This is a genomic window from Ureibacillus suwonensis (assembly GCF_042655065.1).
GTDB classification, from domain to species: Bacteria; Bacillota; Bacilli; order Bacillales_A; family Planococcaceae; genus Ureibacillus; species Ureibacillus suwonensis.
Genome location: NZ_JBHSNQ010000073.1, coordinates 1 through 22966 on the forward strand (window position 1 = coordinate 1; position 22966 = coordinate 22966).

Genomic DNA, 22966 nt, shown 5'->3' on the forward strand with positions numbered 1-22966 from the left:
AAACTAATTGATTCATGTTATAATATTTAAACATAAGGACCCTTCTTTCTGTTAGTTTTGGTGGTAACTTAATTTTAACAGAAGAGGTCCTTATTTTTTATTGAAAAAATGAAGAACAGCTCATGAATTTTCATTCCAAAATTTCATGAGCTGTTTCCATTTTAGAGGGGGTTTTGTCCCAGCCTCATTTTTGTTCCATATATCACTGAATGCCGGACACTTCCTTTTCTTTTTTAAAAATGCCGTATAGGAAGTCTACGACATGATAATCTGTAGGTTTATGTCTTTCGAACACTGCATCCCGCACCATTTTTAACACTTCATCTTCCGCATGGATAATTTCCCCCCACTTGCGGGCACTACGTTGAACCATGCCGGCACGGGGAGCGCGGATTTTTTCATATTTTTTAAACGCTTCTTCATACGTATCGCATTCGATCAGTTTTTCTCTTAGGCACCAAGCATCTTCAAGCGCTTGAACGCCGCCTTGTGCAAGATATTGCAACATCGCATGAGCCGCATCTCCAAGCAATGTTATATTGCCTTTTGACCAAGTGTCAATCGGTTCCCGGTCAAACATCTGCCATTTGAACTGGCGATTGATGAATTTTAATAAATAATGTGCATCCGGATGCGCCCCTTCAAAGCGGCGGAATAATTCTTCCGGCGTTCCCCAATCTTCCACGGATGTATCGTAAGATTTGAAAACCACTACCAGATTGAATAATTCTCCGCGGCGGATCGGATATTGCACCAAGTGAAGATTTGGACCAATCCACATAATCACATCATCCAACGTCACTTGATCTTTCACTTCTTCGATCGGAATCGTTCCACGATACGCCACATACTCCGAGTTCACCGGGGCATCGTCAACAAATAATTTGCGAAGATTCGATTTTACCCCATCCGCACCAATAACGGCATCCGCTGAATATCTGTCGCCTTTCTCAGAAATGATTGTAACAGTGCCATTTTCCTGTTCCGCAGTTTGAATTCTTGAGTTTGTGAAAAATTTGATGTTTTTCCGTTTTTGACATGCTTCAAAGAGCACACGGTGCAAATCGGAACGGTGCATTACGATATAAGGTTGGCCAAACTCTTTTTGGAATCCCTCTCCCAAATCAAGGGATGCCACTTCTTTTCCTGAATAAATATCCTTTAATACTAATCTTTTTGGCAATACGGCATATTTTAATATTTCTTCCTTTACCCCGAAGCGATCCAACACTTCAAGTGCATTCGGCGCCAATTGCAGACCTGCCCCCACTTCTCCAAATTCCGGCGCCTGTTCAAATACCGCAACAGATTTCCCCGCATCATTTGCAGCTAAAGCAGCGGCTAATCCCCCGATTCCACCGCCTACTACAATCACATCACTAATTTTTGACATAAAAAACTCCACCCCTTTGTTTGAATCAATCGTTCCATTTTTAGAGAACAGCGTTCTCTTTAAGAAAACTTTATAATACAATCCGTCAATATTTAAATCGAAAAATTCTAAAATTTCTTTCTAAATCAATTATTTGCTATAATATCGGACATCAGATGTAGTTGGAGGAATATTATGTCAAAAGAAAACAAGATTCAATCATTAGAAATCGGTTTAAACATTTTAGAAATCATCGCAACCCATAATAAGCCATTGAAATTTTCAGAAATACAAAACATCACATCAATGACCAAAAGCAATTTGCACAAATATTTGACAACCTTGCATGAATTCGGGGCGATTCAGCGAAATCCCGACAATACTTATTCTTTGGGACATAAATTGATTCAATTGGGGAATCTTGCCCAGGGACAAACTTCAATCGTGGAAGTGGTGATTCCGTATTTGAAAAAAATCAGCGAGAAAACCGGTCTTACCGCCCTACTTGCGGTGCCATCCGTCGGCGGTCCTCTGGTTTCCTATATTTCAGACGCATTATATGGAATTAACATCGGTGCGCAAATTGGAACAAACTTGCCTTTACATTCATCTACCGGAGTCATTTTTGCTTCCTTCCATAATGAACTGGTCAAAAAATGGCTTGATTCCGAAATGGAAAAATTGAATGAAGCACAATTAAAAGAACTGCAAAAAGAATTCGAAACGGCAAGAAAAACTTATTTTGTCTCAAAAATTGAACCATTAGTAACCCATGTATCTTCCTTCAGCGTCCCAATTTTAAATTTTGAAAAGGAATTACTGGGGGCAATCACCATTGTCGGCTATACGCAAACTATTCCCACTTCATCGGATCATCCGGTCAGCCGATACATTATCAACATCAGCAAGGAAATTTCCTCTCAATACGGTTTTTCCGAATCCGTTTCAAGTGAATAACCTTAAAAATCTTTTCCCGCCTGCTTTTAAAGGTGGGAGTTTTTTATTTCTACATGGATATTTCTGAAAACAAAAAATATTGACAACATTTTTACAAGAGATTAATATTTTTATATAAATAGTGAACTTGATTCTCTATAATTATAATTAGGAGGACGATTAATGAAATTAGTCAATTTTACAGCAGACGGACACATCCGCGCCGGTGCAATTGTAAACAATCAAGTGATCGATTTAAACTGCGCTTACCAGGCTCAGCTTAAAGCACAAGGCAAATACCGTTATCAAGAAATTGCCCATGCATTTGTACCAGCCAGCACAGATGAATTATTCCAGGGTGGAAAAGAATCGTTGGAACTTGCCCAAGGCGCCATCGATTTCATTTTGGAAAACCCTGATTATTCCGATAAAAAAGCGGTTTACCACCGCAGTGAAGTGAAAATTGAAGCACCGGTTCAAAAACCTGGAAAGATCATTTGTGTAGGCCACAACTTTCGTAAACATATTCAAGAAATGGGCCGAGAAATTCCAACCCATCCAGTCATTTTTGCAAAATTTGCCAACACGATTATCGGTCCGGAAGATGACATTCCATACTATCCTATTTCTGAACAGCTGGATTATGAGATGGAATTCGCTTTCGTCATTGGTAAACAAGCACGGAATGTTTCTGAAGAAGATGCGCTCGATTATGTGGCAGGATATACCATTGCCAACGACGTCACATATCGCGATATTCAACGCCGCACCCTTCAATGGCTGCAAGGAAAAACAGTGGACGGCTCTTTACCGTTGGGGCCTCACTTAGTGACTGCGGATGAAATCGGCGATCCGGCTGGACTTGAAATGGTCTTAAAAGTAAACGGTGAAGTGAGACAATCTACCAATACCGATGACTTTGTATTTAATGTTCCAAAACTGGTTTCCTTCTTATCCGGCTTATTGACTCTTGAGCCAGGCGATCTTATATTGACAGGTACCCCTGGAGGCGTCGGTTTTGCCATGAACCCTCCTCAATTCTTAAAAGACGGAGATGTTGTCACAATCGAAATCGAGAAGATTGGAGTACTTGAAAATAAAGTGAAAGCTGTCAAACAACCGGCAAACGTTTAATGCCAGCCATTTGGTATGAGCAGCTTATCGGCTGCTCCCTTTAAAAAATAATTGGAAAAGGAGAATGACCATGGGTGAAGTAAGTCAAGAAATGAAAGAATTTATGAAAAGTTCCATTGTAACCGATTTCACGAGAGACATTCAGCAGTATCATCTTGGGCCACTTTGGGAAGCGATTCCAGAAATCATGCATCACACACCGACTCCGCAAGCGGAAGCTTATCTTTGGAGCAGTGAATTGATTGAGAAGAAAATGGCGGAAGCTACCCAAATTTTTACACCTGAACGCGGTGGTGAACGCCGGGCAATCTATTTCCAAAATCCTGGTTTGACCTATCGCAAACCTTGGGGGTGGGCATCCACAACCCAAACAATCTATGTAGCTGTCCAAAGCTTGCTGCCTGGTGAAAAGGCGCCATCCCACCGCCACTCTCAAAACGCCATGCGCTTTATTTCAAAAGGTTCTGGTGCATACACAATTGTCCAAGGACAACGGGTATTCATGGAGGAAGGAGATTTCCTCATCACTCCGAAAGGTTTATGGCATGGCCATGAACATGTTGGCACCGAGCCAATGTTATGGATGGATGCATTAGACATTCCAACCGTATTTGCGATTGGCGGTACATTCTTTGACCCATACGAAGATACAGAAGACGGTTTACAACGTCCGGAAGTGCCGGACAACTTCAGCGAAAAACGTTACCAAGGCGGCATGGTTCGCCCATTGGGAGATGGCAAATATACAATTGCACCACTGGCAAACTTCAAATGGCAGCGAACAGTCGATGCCATCAAAGGATTAATGGAATTCGATCCGGATCCAAACCACGGTTATGCAGTGGAATACATTAATCCATCCACTGGCAAATCGGCTAACCCTACTCTTGGTACCCGAATGCAATTTTTGCCGAAAGGTTTCCATACAAAAGCGTTGCGTCATACACATTCAACGGTTTATAACGTGCACAAAGGTTCCGGTTATTCGGTGATCAACGGTGTGCGCTTCGACTGGAAACAAGGCGACTATTTTGTAGTACCGAACTGGGCTTGGTATGAACATGTGGCATCCGAGGACTCTTACCTGTTCTCTGTCAACGACTTGCCGATTATGGAACGCTTCGACCTGGAAGTTGAACAAAAATATGAATCTAATAATGGATTCCAAGAAATCACCGGAGAATTTAAAGCGGCATTCAGATGATGAAACAAATAAGAGGCTGGGACATAACTAATAAAGTGAACGAGCTGCAAAAAAATTTTTTGTAAAAAATTGATATCACAGAAAATTGATTGGAGTGACGGGGCGACTCCTGCGGGAACAGCCCGAGTCTCGAGACCCCGCAGGAGCGAAGGTTTGAGCTCCGAGGAGGCTCGAGCCGGGCCCGCGGAAAGCGTCCCCGGAACGGAANATCTCATTTTTTTCTAATAAGTTTTCAATTTTTCTAAGTTGGAAATGTGAAAAATATTGACACTATTGTGACAAATTTATATTATTAGTGTATCAAGTTCACTATTAATAGACGTTAATTTCGTAAACGAAATTTTCTATTTAAGGACAATGATTTTACGATTGGTTTACTTAAAAAATTGAATATGTTGTCAAAGACTATCATGTAATATTGATAGATTGATTTTATTGCAAATAGTCTTTTACATATTATTTTTTATTCAAACAAGGGGGATTTTTATGAGTTTTAAAAAATTATTTTTTTCTTTTCTTATTGGGGGATTAGTTCTTGCATTAGCTGCATGCGGAAGCAACGACTCTTCCGAATCCAACGGAAATGCGGGGGCTGAGGGGGAAACCCGCGTATTTAAGATTGCTCACGTTGTGCAGGAAAATCACGTCTGGAACGTAACAGCCGAGAAATTTGGTGAAGAATTAAGAAAACTTTCGGATGGACGTTTTGATATTGAAATTCACCCTGCTTCAACATTGGGAACGGAAGCGGATATGGTGCAACAATTAGAAACCGGTGCCATTGACTTTGGCTTTATGACAAACGCTTACATGAGCACCCGTCAAGATTCATTGAATGCCTGGTTTATGCCTTATTTATTCTCAAGTATAGAGGAAGCTATAGCACTGCGGGAATCTGAACCGGCAAAACAAATGCTGGAGGAATTGAATTCCCAGGGTCTGGTGGGTCTGGACTTTATGTTTGCCGGAAACCGACATGTTTTGATGACGGATGGCTTTGCGAAATCTCCTGCAGATTTGAAAGGGAAAAAGATCCGAATTATCGGTAGCCCTGCCATGCAATCTTACTGGGAAAAAGTTGGTGCTGGACCGACAGCAATGCCGCTGAGTGAAGTTTATACTTCTTTACAAACAGGCGTAATCGATGGCATTGATATCGATTTGGATGCTCTAGTCACTGAGAAATATTATGAAGTGGCTAAATATTTAACCTTAACAAACCAAATGACATTCCCTACTGTCATCGTAATGAGTAAACAAGTTTATGATTCATTATCACCGGAAGATCAAGAGATGATCCGTACAGCATTGAAAAATGCGGTTGACTGGGGAGTGCAAGAAGCCATTAAACGTGAAGAATCCAATTTGCAAACATTAAAAGACGCCGGTGTTGAAGTATTGGAAAATATTGATACTTCTGCCTTCCAGACAGTAACAGATGAAGTTCGAAATGAATTTTCCGAGAAATCAGATATTATCAAAGCATTTATTGAAGAGGCTGAAAGCAATAAATAGTTTTTTGAGTCGGGGACTTTCTAACTTATAAATGAAGGATAAGTGGAACAAGTCCCCTTTTTTTGGATTACCAATGAATCTTGTAATAGATAGAGGGTGTTCTTTTGAAAGTTATTAACAAAATCAGCGATGTCGTTTATTTCATTGAGAAAGTGTTGGCATTTACTCTTGCGATGACATTGTTAATATCGATGGTTGGAGGATTTTTCTTCCGTTATGTGTTGAAAAGCCCTTTATTATGGTCAGATGAGTTGGCCATCTTCTGCTTGATCTGGATTACATTCATTGGCGGAAGCATGGTTTTGAAAGAAAAAAGCTCACCTTCCATCACGTTATTCATTGATGCGGTTTCGAAAACGTATAAAAAATATTTGACGATCATCAGCAACCTCATCTTATTAATCTTTGTTGCCTATGTTCTCTACTTGGCAATGGATTGGATTATGAAACCGAATATTTTCATTCAAAAATCAACAGCTTTAAATTGGCCTAAAATCTATTTTTACTTAAGTATCCCAATTTCCTTTGCCTTTTCGACGATCCATGTCATCAATAACACAGTCCAGACCTTTAAGGGAGAAGATGGGGGTGCCTTACATTGATCATTGCGCTCATTGCTTTTGCTGTATTGCTATTGTTGGGCGTCCCAATTGCCTATGTTCTTGGAATTACAACTGTCATCTATATTTTCACCACAGATAATTTGACATTATTAATCACAGTCCCTCAACGGCTGTATTCCGGAATGGAAAACTACGGACTACTTGCAATTCCCCTTTTCATGCTCGCCGGGGAATTGATGAACTTCGGCGGGATTACAAAAAGGCTAGTGAATTTTGCGAAACAGTTCATTGGGCATTTTCGAGGCGGACTCGCATATGTAAACGTGGCCGCCAACATGATGCTGGCGGCCATTATCGGTTCCGCAACAGCTCAAATTGCCATGATGAGCCGGACAATGGTGCCTGAAATGGAGAAGTCGGGCTACAGCAGATCTTTCAGTACTGCGACAACAGCTGCAGCGGGGCTTCTTGGGCCAATCATCCCGCCAAGTATGCTCTTTATTATTTATGGAGTCAGTTCTGGAGCTTCCATTGCGGATATGTTCAAGGCGGGGGTAATACCTGGAATCTTGTTGGGCCTCTCCTTCATCGTCATTATTGCCTTCATCGGTTTAAAAGAAAGTTGGCCCAAAGAAAAGCGTGCATCGATTGGGGAAATGTTTCGCTCCTTTTTAAGTGTACTGCCGGCGCTTTCCGTTCCGCTTATTATCATCGTCGGCATTTTAAGCGGTGCCTTTACGGCAACAGAATCTGCAGCCGTTGCAAGTTTCGTTGCGCTGCTGGTGGGTCTGTTCTTTTATCGGGAACTTAAGTTTTCACAAATCCCAAGAATTTTAATTAACACTGTTTCCACAACGGCAGTCATTACGATTTTGATTGCCATGGCCAATATTTTTGGATGGATGCTGGCTTTTGAACGGGTACCGCAACTCATTGCCGAATGGATGGTGTCCATTTCGGACAGTACGGTGATATTTTTAATGCTCGTGAACATTTTCCTTTTGATTCTGGGAATGTTTATGGATGGTATTGCCGCATTGATTATTCTGGTTCCAATTTTTATGCCTTTGCTTCCATTGTATAATGTGGATCCGATTCATTTTGGAATCATCATTTGCATCAACTTGACCATTGGTATCTTAACGCCCCCGGTCGGTTCCGGATTATTCATTGCCTCTTCCATTACAAAAGTGCCGATTGGCGAGTTGGTCAGATCTCTATGGCCGTTTTTAGTCACTTCCGTTGTGGTCTTGTTGATTCTGACCTATATACCTTCCCTCACTCTATGGTTGCCTCATGCAACAAAATAAAAAAAGGAAAAGCGGTTGGGAAAGAGTTTTCCCTCCGATTTTTCTTTATTTTTGAAAAATCCTTTATAGAAAAGATTGCACATGATGGATACTCTTTGGCCATTCCAAATCTCTCTGTCAACATCAAACCATTCATGGACTCTTACCCCATCCTGGTTTGAAATTCAAAGCACTCAAAAAAGGGGATCCGGAAAGCCATATACTTTCCGGATCCCCTATAATTTTTGTCAACTTTCCTTCGCTCCTCCTGCTTTCCGCCATTTTTGTGACGGAAGCGTCACCGACATCCGCAAAAAGCCTTTCGGAGCGTCCCCTTCTTTTTTAGTCCATGCATTCATGCATTTATTGATCGAGTTTCAATTGTTTCAATGCTTCCGCAAGCGCATTATTCGCAAAGGTTTCATTTTCTTTCTTCAAATATTTTTGGAGCGTCCGCTTGTCCACTTTTCCGCTTGTTTGATGCTTCCGCTTTTCTTGGAATGTGGACCATTTTTCACGGAATCCGCATTGGCAAACGAGAATTTTCCCTTCCCCTTCTCCGTGCAATTCCATCTTCTTATGGCAATTTGGACAGCGGATATTCGTGAATTGGGAGACGGTTTTCCGATAGCCGCATTCCCGGTCTTGGCAAACGAGCATTTTCCCTTTCTTCCCGTTCACTTCGAGCATCCATTTTCCGCATTCCGGGCAAGTTTTGGATGAAAGGTTTTCGTGTTTATATTTTTTATCGCTCGTTTTGATTTCTCGGACAATTTCTTTTGTATACTGTTTCATTTCGTTGATGAACGCTTCTTTTTTCAGTTTGCCCTTTGCAATCTGCTCGAGCTTCATTTCCCACTCGGCGGTGAGAGCCGGGGATTTCAAATCTTCCGGCACCAAGTCCAGAAGCTGGCGGCCTTTGGAAGTCAAGTAGATTTCCTTTCCGCCGCGTTTTTCAATCATGAAGCTGTTGAATAACTTCTCGATGATATCGGCGCGGGTTGCCACCGTTCCGAGTCCGCCGGTGGATTTTAATGTTTCCGCCAGCTTCCGGTTGTTCGATTCCAAATATTTCGTCGGATTTTCCATTGCGGAAAGCAGTGTGGCTTCCGTAAAGCGGGCAGGCGGCTTCGTCTTCCCTTCTGTCATCTGGATGCCCGTAATCGACAGCGTATCCCCTTTTTCAATCGGCGGCAATACTTGTTCGCGAACATCTTCATCATCCTCTTCCGACACATCGCTGGCAAATACTTTTTTCCAGCCAGCATTCAAAATGTTTTTCCCTTTGGCGATAAAGGTTTCATCCCCGATTTTTGCATGAATCGTCAATTGGACATATTCTGACGGAGGGAGAAGCACCGCCATGAAACGTTTGACCACCAAATCGTATATTTTGCGTTCCTTGTCGGTAAATTTGGATAAATTCGGCACCTGTTCAGTCGGGATGATGGCATGGTGGTCGCTGACTTTTGCGTCATCCACAAAAGATTTGTTGGCTTTGATCGGCTTTTTCAAAATTTCATTGGCCAATTGCCGATATTCGCCAACACCGCACGCCTTCAGTCTTTCCGGAATGGTAGAAACGATATCGGATGAAAGATATCGGGAATCGGTTCTTGGATACGTCAATACTTTATGATGCTCATACAGCCTTTGCATAATGTTCAACGTTTCTTTTGCGGAAAAACCGAACAGTTTGTTGGCATCCCGCTGCAATTCCGTCAAATCATAGAGTGCGGGAGCGTAGGATTTTTTCATCTTTTTCTCGACGGCTGTGACAACTGCGTTTTTGCCCCTTACCATTTGGATGATGGATTCGATTTTTTCTTTATGAAAACTCCGCGTGTTGCCGGAAGCATCTTTCCATGTGAGGGTCACTTTGTCGCCGATTGCCTGGATTCCATAATACTCTTTCGGGACAAAGTTTTTGATTTCTTCCTCCCGGGCGGCAATGATGGCCAGAGTCGGCGTTTGCACACGCCCGCAGTTTAATTGGGCATTATATTTTGTCGTAAGCGCCCGTGTCGCGTTCAATCCGATATACCAGTCCGCTTCAGACCGGGCAACGGCGGATGCATATAAGTTTTCATACAGTTTCCCTGGTTTTAAATTTTTGAACCCTTCTTTGATCGCTTTATCCGTCACCGATGAAATCCAGAGACGTTTGATCGGTTTTCGGACTTTCGCTTTTTCGATAATCCATCGCGCCACCAGCTCCCCTTCCCTTCCGGCGTCAGTCGCAATGATGATTTCGCCGACATCCTTCCGGTGAAGTTGGGTTTTCACATTGTTGAATTGTTTCGCTGTCTGCTTGATGACCATCAGTTTCATTTCATTCGGAAGCATCGGCAAATCCTCAAGCTTCCATGTTTTATATTTCACATCGTAATGCTCGGGATCGGCAAGGGTCACCAAATGGCCCAGTGCCCAAGTGACGATGTATTGATTTCCTTCCAAATAGCCGTTGCCGCTTTTGTTGCATTTCAACACCCGCGCAATATCGCGCGCCACTGACGGTTTTTCGGCCAACACTAAACTTTTTGCCATAGGTTACATCCTTTCGTAAGTCATAAAGTTACTATAGCATATCTTCGAGCATCATTCATTTTAGAAACTTTTGATTGGTAACTTACATTTTTTCCTATTATAATAAATGTAAGCGTATACAAATTAAAAAAAGGAGTGGTTGTGATGGGGCGTTTAGATGGAAAAGTGGCAATTGTTACTGGTGGAGCCCGTGGAATGGGTGCCAGCCATGTACGCCGTTTTGTTAAAGAAGGGGCAAAAGTCGTTTTCACCGATATTAATGCAGAAGGTGGAAAAGCATTGGAAGCCGAGTTGGGAGAAAACGTAAAATTTGTACAGCAAGATGTGACAAAAGCGGACGATTGGAAAAAAGTCATTGAAGAAGCGGAAAACACATTTGGTCCTGTGAACATTTTGGTGAATAACGCCGGCATCAGCATGAGCAAATCTTTAATGGAGATAACAGAGGAAGAATACCGAAGAATCATTGATATTAACCAAGTGTCCGTATTTCTTGGCACAAAAGCGGTTGTCCCTTCCATGCAAAAAGCTGGCGGCGGTTCCATTATCAATATTTCTTCCATCAACGGAATCGTCGGTGGAGCAATTGGCTACACAGATTCCAAATTTGCCGTTCGCGGATTTACAAAAGCGGCTGCACTCCAACTTGCGCATCTCGGCATCCGCGTCAATTCCGTTCATCCAGGTGTTATTGAAACACCAATGGTTACGCAAGGAGATGCGGTGGAAGTCATCAAAGAATTTGCAAAACAAATTCCTGTGGGACGCATGGCTCAACCGGAAGAAGTATCCAATTTAGTGCTGTATCTTGCATCCGATGAATCTTCTTACTCTACCGGATCTGAATTTGTAATCGATGGCGGATTGACAGCTATGTAATAAAAGATATCAAACTTTTTCTTCATAAGGAAAAGTACAACAATAGACTATTGATTTCTCCCTGATTGATAGTCTATTGTTTTATGTATATAACATTCCAAAAAATGTATCTTATAGGGATTGCATGTTGTCATATTGAACAAGAGAATCGAAACGGGTGGTGATTTTTTTGAAATATGGTTTATTATCTTTTGGCATTCTTTTAACCGTCATTTTTGGCGGCGGATTTTTCATTCGATTGTTTCGGGATGGCGATTTCTACATTGATCAATTTATCGGCGGTGTGATTGGCATTACGCTTCTGATCATAGGTATTGTAAAAAAGAAGGCGTTGAATCCTGATTATTGAAAGGGGCTTGATTCTTTTGATGAATCAAGCCTCTTTTTTATCAAGGGTTATGGAACTGTCCGCATCGATAAGTTCTATCAAAATACTTTTTCATTGATAGATTCGGCACGGATGCTTTCCAATGTCTGAATCGTGTCATTCGTAATTTTTTCATAATGCTTATACAAGGAATGAAATTTTCCGCTATAATTTTTCTTCCACGGTTTCTTTTTCCCGCAAAAATGCAGAAACACGGTATGGTTCATAACATAATCCATGTCCACTTCGCCGCTGCTTTTGAGCTTGTAAATATTGTAATACCGTGCATCAAAATTGTACTTCACTTCGTCGATTCCTTTAATCCTCTTGGAATAAAGAGCGTTCATAATATCCTGGTCGGGCATGATCAACTTGGAATGATATTTTCTTACGAATTCAAAAATTTCCTTTTCATCAATTTCTTCCCGTTGCAATGCCAAATTCATCAATAAAACACCGGAATTATAGTAACATTCCAAATCAAAAGGATTAAACCGGATTTTGTTGATTTCCGTGATCGGCATTGTCCGGTGATCCGCCGCGGCATAAAGATAGCCTTCCAAATCAAGTTCATATAATTCTCTAATTGGATTAATGACTAAAATATCCGGATCTAAGTAAAGGATGCGCTCCATATTTTGCGGCAACACTTTGTGGGCGAGCAATCGATAATACATGGTTTTCGTATAATGCAACAGAGTGGGCGCTTCACTGAATAGATCCTCATCGATCTGAATACTATGAAACGCATGACCTTCACTGGAAACAAAAGTTTCCAATGATTCAAGTTGCTGAACGGGTATGGAGGAATGGACAAGGTAAATGGAGAAGCTTTCTTTTGGATTATTCATGAACAATGATTTCAACATGACTTTTAAGGGGTGGAGATAATTGGAATCGACCGTGACAAGAATGTTCATATTCATAGCCTTCATCCTTTTGTATCATTTATAAACAATAAAAAGATTTCTATAATCACATTATAGAAATAAATCGATAGGCATGACAAAAGAAATCATCTCCGGATAAGAGATGATTTCGGATAGAAGCTTTATTCAATTCAGATTTTGAATAGCGCCATTTTATTTTGCAGGGGACAGCTCGCTTTCTTTGAGCCACTGATAATTTTCCACCTTTTCCCCTTCTTTATTAACGTAATCTACCATATACACAACCGTTTTTTCAACAGTGTCAATGACACCTTCCGCCCCTTGCATCCCTTCTTCACGGTCGGTTTCGATAATGACTTTGGATCCGACATCCAATTTACTTTCGCCAAGGGAATCGATTTCTTCCTGTACGAACCATTTCTTGTTTTCTTCCGGCTCTCCAACGGTTGATTCATAGGAAATCGAATAGACCGTAGTCTCATAAGCGCCCACAACAGTTCCTTCCGAGCCTTGCATATCATCATTATGGGCTGCATTGATAATGACTTTGTCCCCCACTTTAAATTTTGGGTTTTTTGCTTCTTTTAATCCTTCCGGTATTTTGCCCCACGTAGAATGGGTAACATCCGCATGCCCTTTGCCGTCCATGTTTTCTCCGAGAACTTTATCTCCGTCCGCTTGATTGTTTGTCACATCCACATCTTCGCTATTTAATAATTCTGTTGGTTTTTTTTCATTTTTTACCGATACATTTTCCGTATCCCCGCAAGCGGTTAATGAAAAGAGGCTTAAAAATGCTGTAAATACAAGAAGCTGCTTTCTCATTGGAATTCCTCCTGTTGATGTTGAATATTTATGGTAATCTCCTCATTTGTTATATTTACAGCATCTGCATTTCATAGGGATTTATGCATTGGAATTCAGGTCATTCAGCGGAAGCTTCAAGTATGATTTTAACTTTCAAGTTATCTTCATAAACGCAAGTAATTGTATCTTTTTCAAGCAAACAAAAAATCACGACCAAACCTGATCGTGATTTCATGAAATTAGCCGTTCAGTTTTACCCGTTGTAATCGCAATGCATTCAATACAACGGAAACGGAGCTGAAGGCCATTGCCGCGCCGGCCACCCAAGGGGCAAGAAAACCTGCTGCCGCAATGGGAATGCCAATCGTGTTATATGCAAATGCCCAGAACAGGTTTTGTTTGATGTTCCGCATCGTTTTACGGCTCATCAAAATCGCGTCGGCAATGCTGTTTAAATCGCCGCGGATTAACGTAACATCCGCCGCTTCAATGGCCACATCCGTACCGGTGCCAATGGCCATTCCGATATCTGAAACGGCCAATGCAGGCGCATCGTTGATTCCATCTCCCACCATTGCCACTTTCTTGCCTGCCCCCTGCAACTTCTTGATTTCTTCCGCCTTCTGCTCAGGAAGCACTTCCGCAATGACTTGATTGACGCCGACTTCCCCGCCTATCGCTTTCGCTGTCCGTTCATTATCTCCCGTCAGCATAATCACTTCAATGCCCATATTTTTTAATCGCTGAATGGCCCGTTTCGACGTCTCCTTCACCGTATCGCTGACCGCCACCATACCGGCATACTCGCCGTCAATGCTTGCCAACATGGCGGTTTTCCCGTTTTCCTCAAGCTGTTCCACGTAAGGTAAAACAGCCGAAATATCTACGTGATTCGTTTGCATAAATCTTCTATTCCCGACAAGCACTTTTTTTCCATCCACAATTCCTTGCACACCAAGCCCGGGAATCGCTGAAAAGTCTTGAACTTCGCTGAAAGAGATCCCTTTCTCTTCAATCCCTTTCACAATCGCTTGGGCCAATGGGTGTTCCGACTGTTTTTCTACAGAACCAATCAAGGCGAGGAATGCTTGTTCATCTTTGCCTTCCGCCGCAACCACGTCCGTCAATGCCGGCTCGCCCTTTGTGACGGTTCCGGTTTTATCGACTACGACCGTGTCAATATGGTGGGTTTGTTCAAGATATTCGCCGCCTTTGAATAAAATGCCGTATTCCGCCGCTCTGCCGGTACCCGCCATAATGGATGTCGGCGTTGCAAGACCCAGAGCACATGGACAGGCAATCACTAAAACGGAAATCATCGCTTCAAGGGCTGCCGCCACTTCTCCCGGTGCAATGAAGAAAATCCAAACCATAAACGTGATGATGGCGATGCCAACGACAATCGGCACAAAGATGCCGGAAATTTTGTCGGCAAGCCGTTGGATGGGAGCTTTCGAACCTTGGGCGTCTTCCACGACTTTGATAATTTGCGCAAGGGCTGTGTCCCTTCCGACTTTCGTCGCTTTCATTTTGATAAAGCCGTTTTTATTGATGGTTGAACCGAAAACGGATGATCCTGCGGTTTTATCCACCGGAATACTTTCGCCCGTCAGCATCGATTCATCGACAGCGGTATTTCCTTCGATCACTTCTCCGTCCACCGGGATTTTCTCGCCCGGCTTCACAAGAAGAATGTCGCCCACAACGACTTCATCCAACGGAATTTCTTTCTCGATGCCGTCTCTCAACACCCGCGCCTGTTTTGCCCGCAAGCCCATCAGCTTCTTGATGGCTTCGGAAGAGCGCCCTTTTGCTTTTGCTTCAAACAATTTCCCCAACAGAATTAATGTAATCAACACCGCGCCCGTTTCAAAATAAAGATCCGGATGCACAGTCGTTCCAAACACTTTTATTGTTTGATAGAAACTATAAAAGTATGCGGCGGACGTACCAAGGACCACAAGTACATCCATATTGGCACTGCCGTTTTTCAATGCTTTGAAGGCGCTTGTGTAAAACTGCCATCCAATGATAAATTGCACCGGTGTGGCAAACGCCATTTGCACCCAAGGGTTCATTAAAAAATCAGGCATATAGATAAAGGATGTGAAAGGAAAATGCCCGACCATCGTCCATAACAAGGGCAACGAAAGAACGGCGGCCACCACAAATTTGACGAATTGCTTTTTGATTTCCTGCTCCCGGTAATCGGTCGCTTCCCGCCCATTTTCTTTCAAATGGGCCCCATATCCCAATTTTTCAATCCGTTGAATTATATCGGACACGCTCACTTCGGAAGGGTTGAATTCCACCGTCGCATTCTCCAAAGCCAGGTTGACGGCCGCGTTTGTGACACCCGGCATTTTGTTGAGTCCTTTTTCAATCCGGTTGGCACAGGCCGCACAAGTCATGCCTGTTATGACCAGTTCCTTTTTCTCTTTCACCACACCATAGCCCAAATCTTCAATTTTCTTTTCCAAATCTTTTACGCTGACCTTGCCTGGATCATATTGAATAGTTGATTTTTCCAATGCCAAATTCACATTGGCACTTTCCACTCCAGGCATCTTCTTTAACCCTTTTTCAATCCGGTTGGCGCAGGCCGCACAAGTCATGCCTGTTATCTGAAGGGTCGTTTCTTTCAAGTTTGGATTTTGTTCATGATTCATCGCGAAGATCCCCCACATTTATACCATTATAGGGTATATAGAATTTAAAAAGAAAAGTGCCCGGATCATGTATTAAAAAAGGCACTGTTATTATGGTCGGGAAAACAAGGGATATGTTCAAATCATCAATAATTATTGCCATCAAATGAGCCGATATGGTTCAATAAATCCCTGAAATTATTCCACATCATAACCTTGGTCATCGATGGTTTCCTTGATTTGATCCAAATTCACTTTGGATTGATCAAAAGTCACTTTTACTTCTCCGGCTTCCAAATTCACTTTCACCTCTTGTACGCCATCCAAAGAGCCAACGCTTCCTTCCACCGCTTTTACACAATGATTGCAAGACATGCCTTTCACATTCAATGTTACCGTTTCCATTAGATATCCTCCTCTTATTTACGCATTAATTTTTGAATCGTTACGATCAATTCATCAAGAATTTCTTCATCGCCATCCCTCAGTCTGCTGACGACACAACCTTTAATGTGCCCTTCCAATAAAATTTTGGCGACACTGTTCAAAGCCGATTGGGTGGCAGCAATTTGTGTGATGACATCATCGCAATATTCGTCCCGTTCAATCATTCCTTTGACGCCGCGAATTTGTCCCTCAATCCGGTTTAAACGGGTAATCAAATCCTTTTTCACATGTTCCGGATGGTGGCTTCTTCGATGAGAACAATGCTCTCCATTTATTTTTTCCAGTTTCATCAACCTCCAATCCTTCAACTCATTATACAATACCCATGTATGGTATGTAAAACGTCCAGCATGAATAATGCAAAAAAATCAAATGCGGGAAATCCTTCCATTTGATTTTTTTGCAATCAGTCCTTCCCATCCTATTCAATACTTCCCGTACTTTTCAAGCCCGCCTTCACACTCACTTCCACATCCGCGTTTTTAAACGCAGACAGCCATTCATTTTCACTCATCCGATTTTTCGGCAGAGTATGGGAATTTAATTGTAAACCGAAACCGATCGGATCATATCCTTCCGTCTGCAGTTCTTGAATGAACGCTGTCACTTTCTCCTTCATTTCCTCGGTCAACAGTTTGTTATATCTTGGCAATTCTTTGTTGCTCAAATTTTTTTTCGATTCCGTAATCATCCCAGCCAATTTGATTTCAACCTTTATCGAAACTTTACCATCTTTTCCGGCATCCACATTATATTTGGTTTTAACGGTATCTAATCTGGCAACAAAATTCTCGCCTCCCCTATCCACATCAAAAATGAGATTTTTTGCTTCATTTGATAGCAATTTGACAAGCAACGTTTTTTCGGGATCCAGTTCATAAGGAGGCTTGTCTTCCGCCAATACAATGGATTTATTCACTATAAAATGGGTTTTGGGTTCGTTCATTTCAACAATCGGCAAAATGGGATTAATTCCTTCTTCCTTGATCCTTCTCCTGAAATCGAACAGAAAGGTTGTTACGATATACGAACTTTCCGCTCCATTATTATCAAAATAATTGAATAGGGTTGGTTGCAATGCCGTTTCTCCGGCGGGGGTAAACTTGACAATTTCTTCCGCATTCGGTCTACCCACTGTAAAGTAAGAGATCATTTGAATATCCGGTCTTCGGATCAAAAAGTCCAAAATTACCTCATTTTTTTGATCTTGCAGCATTTTCTCACCGACAACAATCAACCTCGAGTGGCCAAAATCCAATTCTTTATCAATATAAGCTTCCAGCAGTGAAATCGTTTCGGCCAACGTCGCTCCTTCTTTTATAAGATATGAATATTCAGGAGTGGGATTTTGCCTGAAAGAACTTGTCGGCACATAAAGCTTTAGAATGATTTTATAAGGCTTTTCCGGATCCTCCGTTTGGTCCACCCCGATCATCGAAACAAAAACCATCTTATCGATATCTTTAAACTCACCGCAACCTGAAAGCAGGATCAGTAATGGAATTGTGGCCAGGATGAAAACTTTAGTTTTCACTATCTTTATTATCCGCACCCTTCATCCTCCTAGAAACATAGAAAAGTACAAAAAACATGGCAAAAAAAATGACAGCGGTCAGATTGAAAAAGATTTTCGAATACTGGAACAATTGATACTCCGTCAAAATCACAATCAAGAATAGTGAAGCAACGGTAAAAAAGAGGACAATGATCAGATAACCATAATGGATTCCTTTATATTTCATTCTTTCAAATTTAAAAATAAACTTGAACAGTTCGACAGCTACATGCCAGTGGATCAAGATGCTTAAAAAGGCCATTACTAAATAAAGAAGCAAAAACACATAGACTAAACGTTCTATCAAGAAATATCTCATTCTCATCGAGTCGCTGGTTGCAACCCATGGATAAACCAGTTCTTCGATCGCCGTATAACCGTGGAAACCAATCGGGATAAAGTAAGTGGTAAAAATCGTTGCTCCGGCGATAAAAGCGATCACGATAATCTGTTTCAAACCGAAATTTTGTTTATTCGTAAAGAAACGGTTAAAAATGACAAGGTTCACGACGCCGAGCGATAAAAAGATGCAGGCAGCGATGACATTGAGATTCGGCATCTCCACAACGTGCAGCATGGCTTCCATGATAAAGTCCCAATTCAAGCTTTCGTTTGTGTAAGCTTTGATAATGATAAAAACAATGATTGGAAAATTAATCAAAAAAATGATTTCGATTGTATACAACACCCGATCGGTTTTCATAAAACACCCGAAAATGATGGAAATAATTAATGTCAATTCAACCAGCATGATGGGAATATCGGGGGTCAGATACCGTATCAGCAGAAAGGTGTAAGTGATCAGGGTGCTTACCCCCGCAATATACCACATGATTGCCATAAAAAATAACATTGGGTAGTAAAACCATTTGGATGTCGTTTTCACCAACAGTTCCGGAAGAGTCATCCCAGGGAAGGCATTGAAAAATTTCGTATAAACAAACACGATGATTGTTCCTAACACCATACCAACAAGTAAAGCTGAAACCGCCCCTTCTTGCCGATAATGCAAGAGAATAGTAGGAACAGCGGAAATAATATTGGCAATCATATTGATCAAAATCAGGTAATAGTAGTATCGACTCAAGCCTGTCCCTCCGACTTCTTATCCCCTTTTCCGTAGTTATACACTCTTAAAAACGGTTCCCCAAAGCTTGACTGATTGACAAGATACATAATCAAACATAAAAATCCCAATGTCAGACCGGCCAAGCCAAAAATGCTGGCAATGACAATCAAAAACAACCGCACTATGCGGATGGCAAAGGCCATTTCATTGACAGGAATGACAAAAGTGGATATCGCTACGGCCGATACGATAATGACCATGATGTTCGAAGCAAGGGCAGCTTCCGTCACAGCTGTTCCCAAAATCAAACCTCCAACGGTTGCGGCCGTCGCACTGATGGCTTTCGGAAGACGGATACTCGCTTCAAGCAAAAGCTCCATAAAGAAAAGCATGAACAACACTTCCACAAAGGAAGTGAACGGAACCCCCATCCGGCTTCCGGCGATGGTCAACATCAATTCCGTCCGGATAACCTCAGGAGAAAAGGAAGCGGCCCCAATATAAATGCCGGGCAGCAAAATACATACAAAGATGCCGAAATAACGCAGCATCTTTAAATAATAAGAAATAAAGAGGGTATGGTAGTTGTCCTCCATGGTTGTCATAAAATCAAAAAATACCGCAGGCGCAATCATGGATTGAGGGCTGCCATCCACCAAAAATACGACTTTTCCGCCCGCAAGATTATAAACAACCCGGTCAGGACGTTCCGTTAAAATCATTTGGGGGAATAAAGAGAAACGTTTATCGTTTAAAAAATTATTGAATTGGGGAGTTTCTGTAATGATTTGCTTGTCAATTTGCTGAAGTTTTTCTTTAATGATTTCCAATGCCTTCTTTTTTACTTTTTCCTGATCGTAAATCAGCGCCACTTTCGGCTTGTTCACTTCCCCTTTCAAATAATATTCAATGATTAACGAGGGTTGATGATAAAACGAGCGGATGATGTTAACGTTTGTCATCAAATTATCACTTAATGCCAATTCCGAACCATGGATGGTTGTTTCCACAGAGGTGGAGTTGACATCGCTGTTTTTGGCCAACTTGAAATCGATGGCATACAAATTTTCTTGAAGCGCAACGAGTATATTTCCTTCCATGACATATAAAAGTCCTTCTTCTTTTGATTGGACTTCCTGAAATTGGGGCAATGCCGTCAAATAAACGCGGAACTGTTCTTCCGTTTTCATTTCAAAAAATGGATTCACAATGTATTGCTGGAACAATTCCTGATCGATCAGAGATTTAATGTATAATACCGTCATTTTTTTATTTTCGAATTCCAACTCTTTTTGTGTCAGTTCTTTTGTATCTTTAAATTGGCTGACAATCCATGAAAGGGATTCTGTTGAAACCATTGGTTCTTTTTCTCCAATCTGTTTGATGAAATAACTGCTCTATTTTTTAGAATGTCCAATTGGCCATCATACTATTACATTTCTTCTTGATCATGTGTTTATTCTCTGATCAAGGTGGTGGAACCAAAAATTGGCTCTGCGCTTTCGGGGAAAAATAAAAAAGCCTTTAAATCTCTCATTCGCAAAGATTTAAAGACTTTAATGGCTGAAGTTATTTCCCGCTGATGTTGGATGAATGAATATGATTAATGTTTGTCGATCGGTTCCTTTGTCAACGTTTGGCTCATTTTGCAGTATTGCACAAAGACGCGGGCCAATTCACGCAAACGTTCATGGATATCCTGATCGATGATTTGATCGTTTTCACCGAAATGGGATGTATGGGTATAAACATAATTTGGAGTCACTAAACAACGGAAATAATCCAAAATTGGACGGAATTGGTTTTCCACCACCAAATGATGTTGGAACGTGCCACCGTTTGCCACAATCGCTGCCGGTTTGTAGCGCAATGCTTTCGGAGGCAGCATATCCAGCGCATTTTTTAGCACCCCAGGTATGGAAGCTTGGTAAATCGGTGTTGCAAATATATATCCATCCGCTTCTTCAAATTTTTTGATCATCATTTTCATATCATCATTGAGCGGACTCCCATCAAGGATTTGATGTTTCAATTTTGAAAAATACAAGATTTCCAATTCCAAACCGGAATCCAATTCTTTTATATATTGTTCCACCTGTCTCAACAGCGCACCCGTCTTTGTACCAAAAACTGTACCGTCTACGAGCAGAATTTTCATGTTGTGAATCCTCCATCTATTGTGTTCTTCCATTTGTTTATTGTAACAAATGCATAAATCATTCGACAGGAAACGGAATGAAAAAAGAAAAAGTTCAGTCTTTAGGCTGAAAATTTCCTGATCCGTTGCGGGATGAAACTTTTTGACATAAAGAGCGAAATGTTTATTTCTTTATACTTCCCCCACCCGCAGCAAGCAATCCCGGCACATCCTCATTTTCTTCCTATTTCCGGCATAAAATATTCAATATTTCAAATCTATCATGCTGAAAATCTTTTTCTTCTTTTATTTTTTTACACATACTTTCAAATACTCCGCCATATTTTAAATAATGATTGGGAAAGGATGGGATTGTATGCAGAATGAATTGAGTAAAAAACAGAAGAAGAAAATCGCTTTTATTGCTGAATATAATGCGATGAAAGGCTATTACCCATTTGAAAGAGTCAGCATCCTTGCAAAGCTATTAAAAAATGAAGAGGACGTTTCGATATTTCTGAAAAACCCGAAAGATGAAGTGTTGGAACTGTTCACAGACGCACAACTATCTCCCATAATATACGCCCATATCGATGAACTCACAAAACACCTGAAAGAATTGCAACCGGATCTGATTGTACAAGAAGGCAAAGATACGTACATTGAATATGTGGAAACGATACGACCTTTCTGCAAAACGCTTGTGCATTTCGATGATTTTGGCGAAGGAGCGGAACTTGCAGATTGCAATGTACTGTCCATCTTGGAAGAAACGCGAGAAACATCTGTTCAAAATATCCTACCGGGCAGTTTTGCCTTCGCTGTTTCCGATACACTGAAATCCATTGCCGAATCCAGAGTATCCAATGAATTATCCAATCCACCACACATCGTTGTCGCATATGAAGATGGAGACCCCAACAACTTGACGTACCGCACACTGCGCCACTTAACCCACCTGCAAATCCCGTTAAAAGTGACAATAGCAATCGATCGGGAATACCAGCATTCCATTGGCGACCTGCAATTGATGGCATTAAGCAGCCGAAATACGAAAATATTGAAAGAAGATAAACCGTTGGATAAATTGTTGCCGGAAGCGGATATCGTCATTTGCAACGCCAACTATACGCCGTACAAAGTGGCAGCCGTTGGTATCCCATGCATCGTCTGCGCGCAAAATGAGCGGGAACTGAACAATGTCTTCCCACGCGAAAATAACGGCTTTATCCACCTGGGGCTTGGCCGGAAAATGAAGCAATCCAACATTCAAAATGCCGTAATGGAATTATTGCTCCATGAAGCAAGACGGGAGAGAGCCGTCCGAAAACAAATCCAACTGGAAATCCAAGAGAATAATGAAGTCCTGAAATCCTTATTGCTGGATTTCGCATACGAACGTCATAATATCGTTTCATTATGATTCCTCTTTACAAACCAGTTTTCCTTTTTCTCTAGCCGATTCGGGTTTCGGATCGGCTTTTTCTGTGAAAATAATTTAATTCCACTTAGCCCATGAATAGCTTCAATCTATTGAGGGTAATATATAAATAACCTAAAAAAGACAATAAGAAAGCAGAGCTACCTAATGGAAGGTAACTTTGTTT

The 22966-nt window shown here is 41.5% G+C and carries 20 protein-coding genes; 9 read left to right on the forward strand and 11 right to left on the reverse strand.

The annotated features are described in order from the left end of the window. Positions 1–202: 202 nt before the first annotated feature. Positions 203–1393 carry an FAD-dependent monooxygenase gene (locus ACFPOH_RS08390; protein ID WP_342580857.1) on the reverse strand — a complete coding sequence of 397 codons (1191 nt, stop codon included), beginning with the start codon at positions 1391–1393 and terminating at the stop codon, positions 203–205. A gap of 174 nt (positions 1394–1567) precedes the next feature. Between ACFPOH_RS08390 and ACFPOH_RS08395 the strand changes: the two genes are divergently transcribed. The 6 genes from ACFPOH_RS08395 to ACFPOH_RS08420 all read left to right on the forward strand — a co-directional run bounded on the left by ACFPOH_RS08395 (position 1568) and on the right by ACFPOH_RS08420 (position 8034). Then, positions 1568–2329, forward strand: a complete 762-nt coding sequence (locus tag ACFPOH_RS08395) for an IclR family transcriptional regulator (RefSeq protein WP_342580856.1) — start codon at positions 1568–1570, stop codon at positions 2327–2329. A gap of 162 nt (positions 2330–2491) precedes the next feature. Further along, positions 2492–3442, forward strand: coding sequence for a fumarylacetoacetate hydrolase family protein (locus ACFPOH_RS08400; RefSeq protein WP_390309395.1), 951 nt, complete (start codon positions 2492–2494; stop codon positions 3440–3442). Positions 3443–3512: 70 nt separating this feature from the next. Continuing rightward, positions 3513–4646 (forward strand): cupin domain-containing protein, encoded by a 1134-nt coding sequence (locus ACFPOH_RS08405; protein WP_342470435.1) that lies wholly within the window; start codon positions 3513–3515, stop codon positions 4644–4646. Positions 4647–5132: 486 nt separating this feature from the next. Then, a complete protein-coding gene (locus tag ACFPOH_RS08410; protein ID WP_342580854.1) occupies positions 5133–6161 on the forward strand; it encodes a TRAP transporter substrate-binding protein in 1029 nt (342 codons plus the stop codon). A 104-nt stretch (positions 6162–6265) separates the two neighbouring features. Beyond that, positions 6266–6763: a TRAP transporter small permease gene (locus ACFPOH_RS08415; protein ID WP_390309397.1), complete on the forward strand. Its 498-nt coding sequence runs from the start codon at positions 6266–6268 to the stop codon at positions 6761–6763. Beyond that, positions 6760–8034 carry a TRAP transporter large permease gene (locus tag ACFPOH_RS08420; RefSeq protein ID WP_342470438.1) on the forward strand — a complete coding sequence of 425 codons (1275 nt, stop codon included), beginning with the start codon at positions 6760–6762 and terminating at the stop codon, positions 8032–8034. Before ACFPOH_RS08415 ends, ACFPOH_RS08420 begins: the two co-directional genes overlap by 4 nt. Before the next feature lie 342 nt (positions 8035–8376). Here ACFPOH_RS08420 and ACFPOH_RS08425 read toward each other — a convergent pair whose 3' ends face one another. Further along, a complete protein-coding gene (locus tag ACFPOH_RS08425) occupies positions 8377–10560 on the reverse strand; it encodes a DNA topoisomerase III (protein WP_390309399.1) in 2184 nt (727 codons plus the stop codon). Between the two features lie 144 nt (positions 10561–10704). On the opposite strand from ACFPOH_RS08425, the gene ACFPOH_RS08430 reads away from it, so the two are divergent. Together ACFPOH_RS08430 and ACFPOH_RS08435 are read left to right on the forward strand one after the other, a co-directional pair. Next, entirely contained in the window at positions 10705–11439 is a 735-nt protein-coding gene (locus tag ACFPOH_RS08430) for a glucose 1-dehydrogenase (RefSeq protein ID WP_342470440.1), read from the forward strand. A 169-nt stretch (positions 11440–11608) separates the two neighbouring features. Next, entirely contained in the window at positions 11609–11788 is a 180-nt protein-coding gene (locus ACFPOH_RS08435; RefSeq protein WP_342470441.1) for a hypothetical protein, read from the forward strand. A 77-nt stretch (positions 11789–11865) separates the two neighbouring features. Here the strand turns inward: ACFPOH_RS08435 and ACFPOH_RS08440 are convergent, their stop codons facing one another. The 9 genes from ACFPOH_RS08440 to ACFPOH_RS08480 form a co-directional block, all read right to left on the reverse strand. After that, complete coding sequence (locus ACFPOH_RS08440; protein WP_390309400.1) at positions 11866–12732, reverse strand: glycosyltransferase family 8 protein; 867 nt, start codon at positions 12730–12732, stop codon at positions 11866–11868. 156 nt (positions 12733–12888) lie between these two features. Further along, complete coding sequence (locus tag ACFPOH_RS08445) at positions 12889–13521, reverse strand: YdhK family protein (protein WP_342470443.1); 633 nt, start codon at positions 13519–13521, stop codon at positions 12889–12891. Positions 13522–13742: 221 nt separating this feature from the next. Beyond that, positions 13743–16172: a heavy metal translocating P-type ATPase gene (locus tag ACFPOH_RS08450; protein ID WP_390309401.1), complete on the reverse strand. Its 2430-nt coding sequence runs from the start codon at positions 16170–16172 to the stop codon at positions 13743–13745. 177 nt (positions 16173–16349) lie between these two features. After that, entirely contained in the window at positions 16350–16556 is a 207-nt protein-coding gene (gene copZ, locus ACFPOH_RS08455) for a copper chaperone CopZ (protein ID WP_342470445.1), read from the reverse strand. Positions 16557–16570: 14 nt separating this feature from the next. Further along, positions 16571–16888, reverse strand: coding sequence for a metal-sensitive transcriptional regulator (locus tag ACFPOH_RS08460; protein WP_342471186.1), 318 nt, complete (start codon positions 16886–16888; stop codon positions 16571–16573). A gap of 131 nt (positions 16889–17019) precedes the next feature. Next, positions 17020–18150: a Ger(x)C family spore germination protein gene (locus ACFPOH_RS08465; protein WP_390309402.1), complete on the reverse strand. Its 1131-nt coding sequence runs from the start codon at positions 18148–18150 to the stop codon at positions 17020–17022. Then, positions 18122–19240: a GerAB/ArcD/ProY family transporter gene (locus tag ACFPOH_RS08470; protein ID WP_390309403.1), complete on the reverse strand. Its 1119-nt coding sequence runs from the start codon at positions 19238–19240 to the stop codon at positions 18122–18124. Before ACFPOH_RS08470 ends, ACFPOH_RS08465 begins: the two co-directional genes overlap by 29 nt. Further along, positions 19237–20580: a spore germination protein gene (locus tag ACFPOH_RS08475; RefSeq protein ID WP_390309404.1), complete on the reverse strand. Its 1344-nt coding sequence runs from the start codon at positions 20578–20580 to the stop codon at positions 19237–19239. Before ACFPOH_RS08475 ends, ACFPOH_RS08470 begins: the two co-directional genes overlap by 4 nt. A 245-nt stretch (positions 20581–20825) precedes the next feature. After that, positions 20826–21380: an NADPH-dependent FMN reductase gene (locus ACFPOH_RS08480; RefSeq protein ID WP_342470449.1), complete on the reverse strand. Its 555-nt coding sequence runs from the start codon at positions 21378–21380 to the stop codon at positions 20826–20828. A gap of 355 nt (positions 21381–21735) precedes the next feature. On the opposite strand from ACFPOH_RS08480, the gene ACFPOH_RS08485 reads away from it, so the two are divergent. Further along, positions 21736–22782, forward strand: a complete 1047-nt coding sequence (locus ACFPOH_RS08485; protein ID WP_342470450.1) for a PseG/SpsG family protein — start codon at positions 21736–21738, stop codon at positions 22780–22782. The last annotated feature ends 184 nt before the right edge of the window (positions 22783–22966 follow it).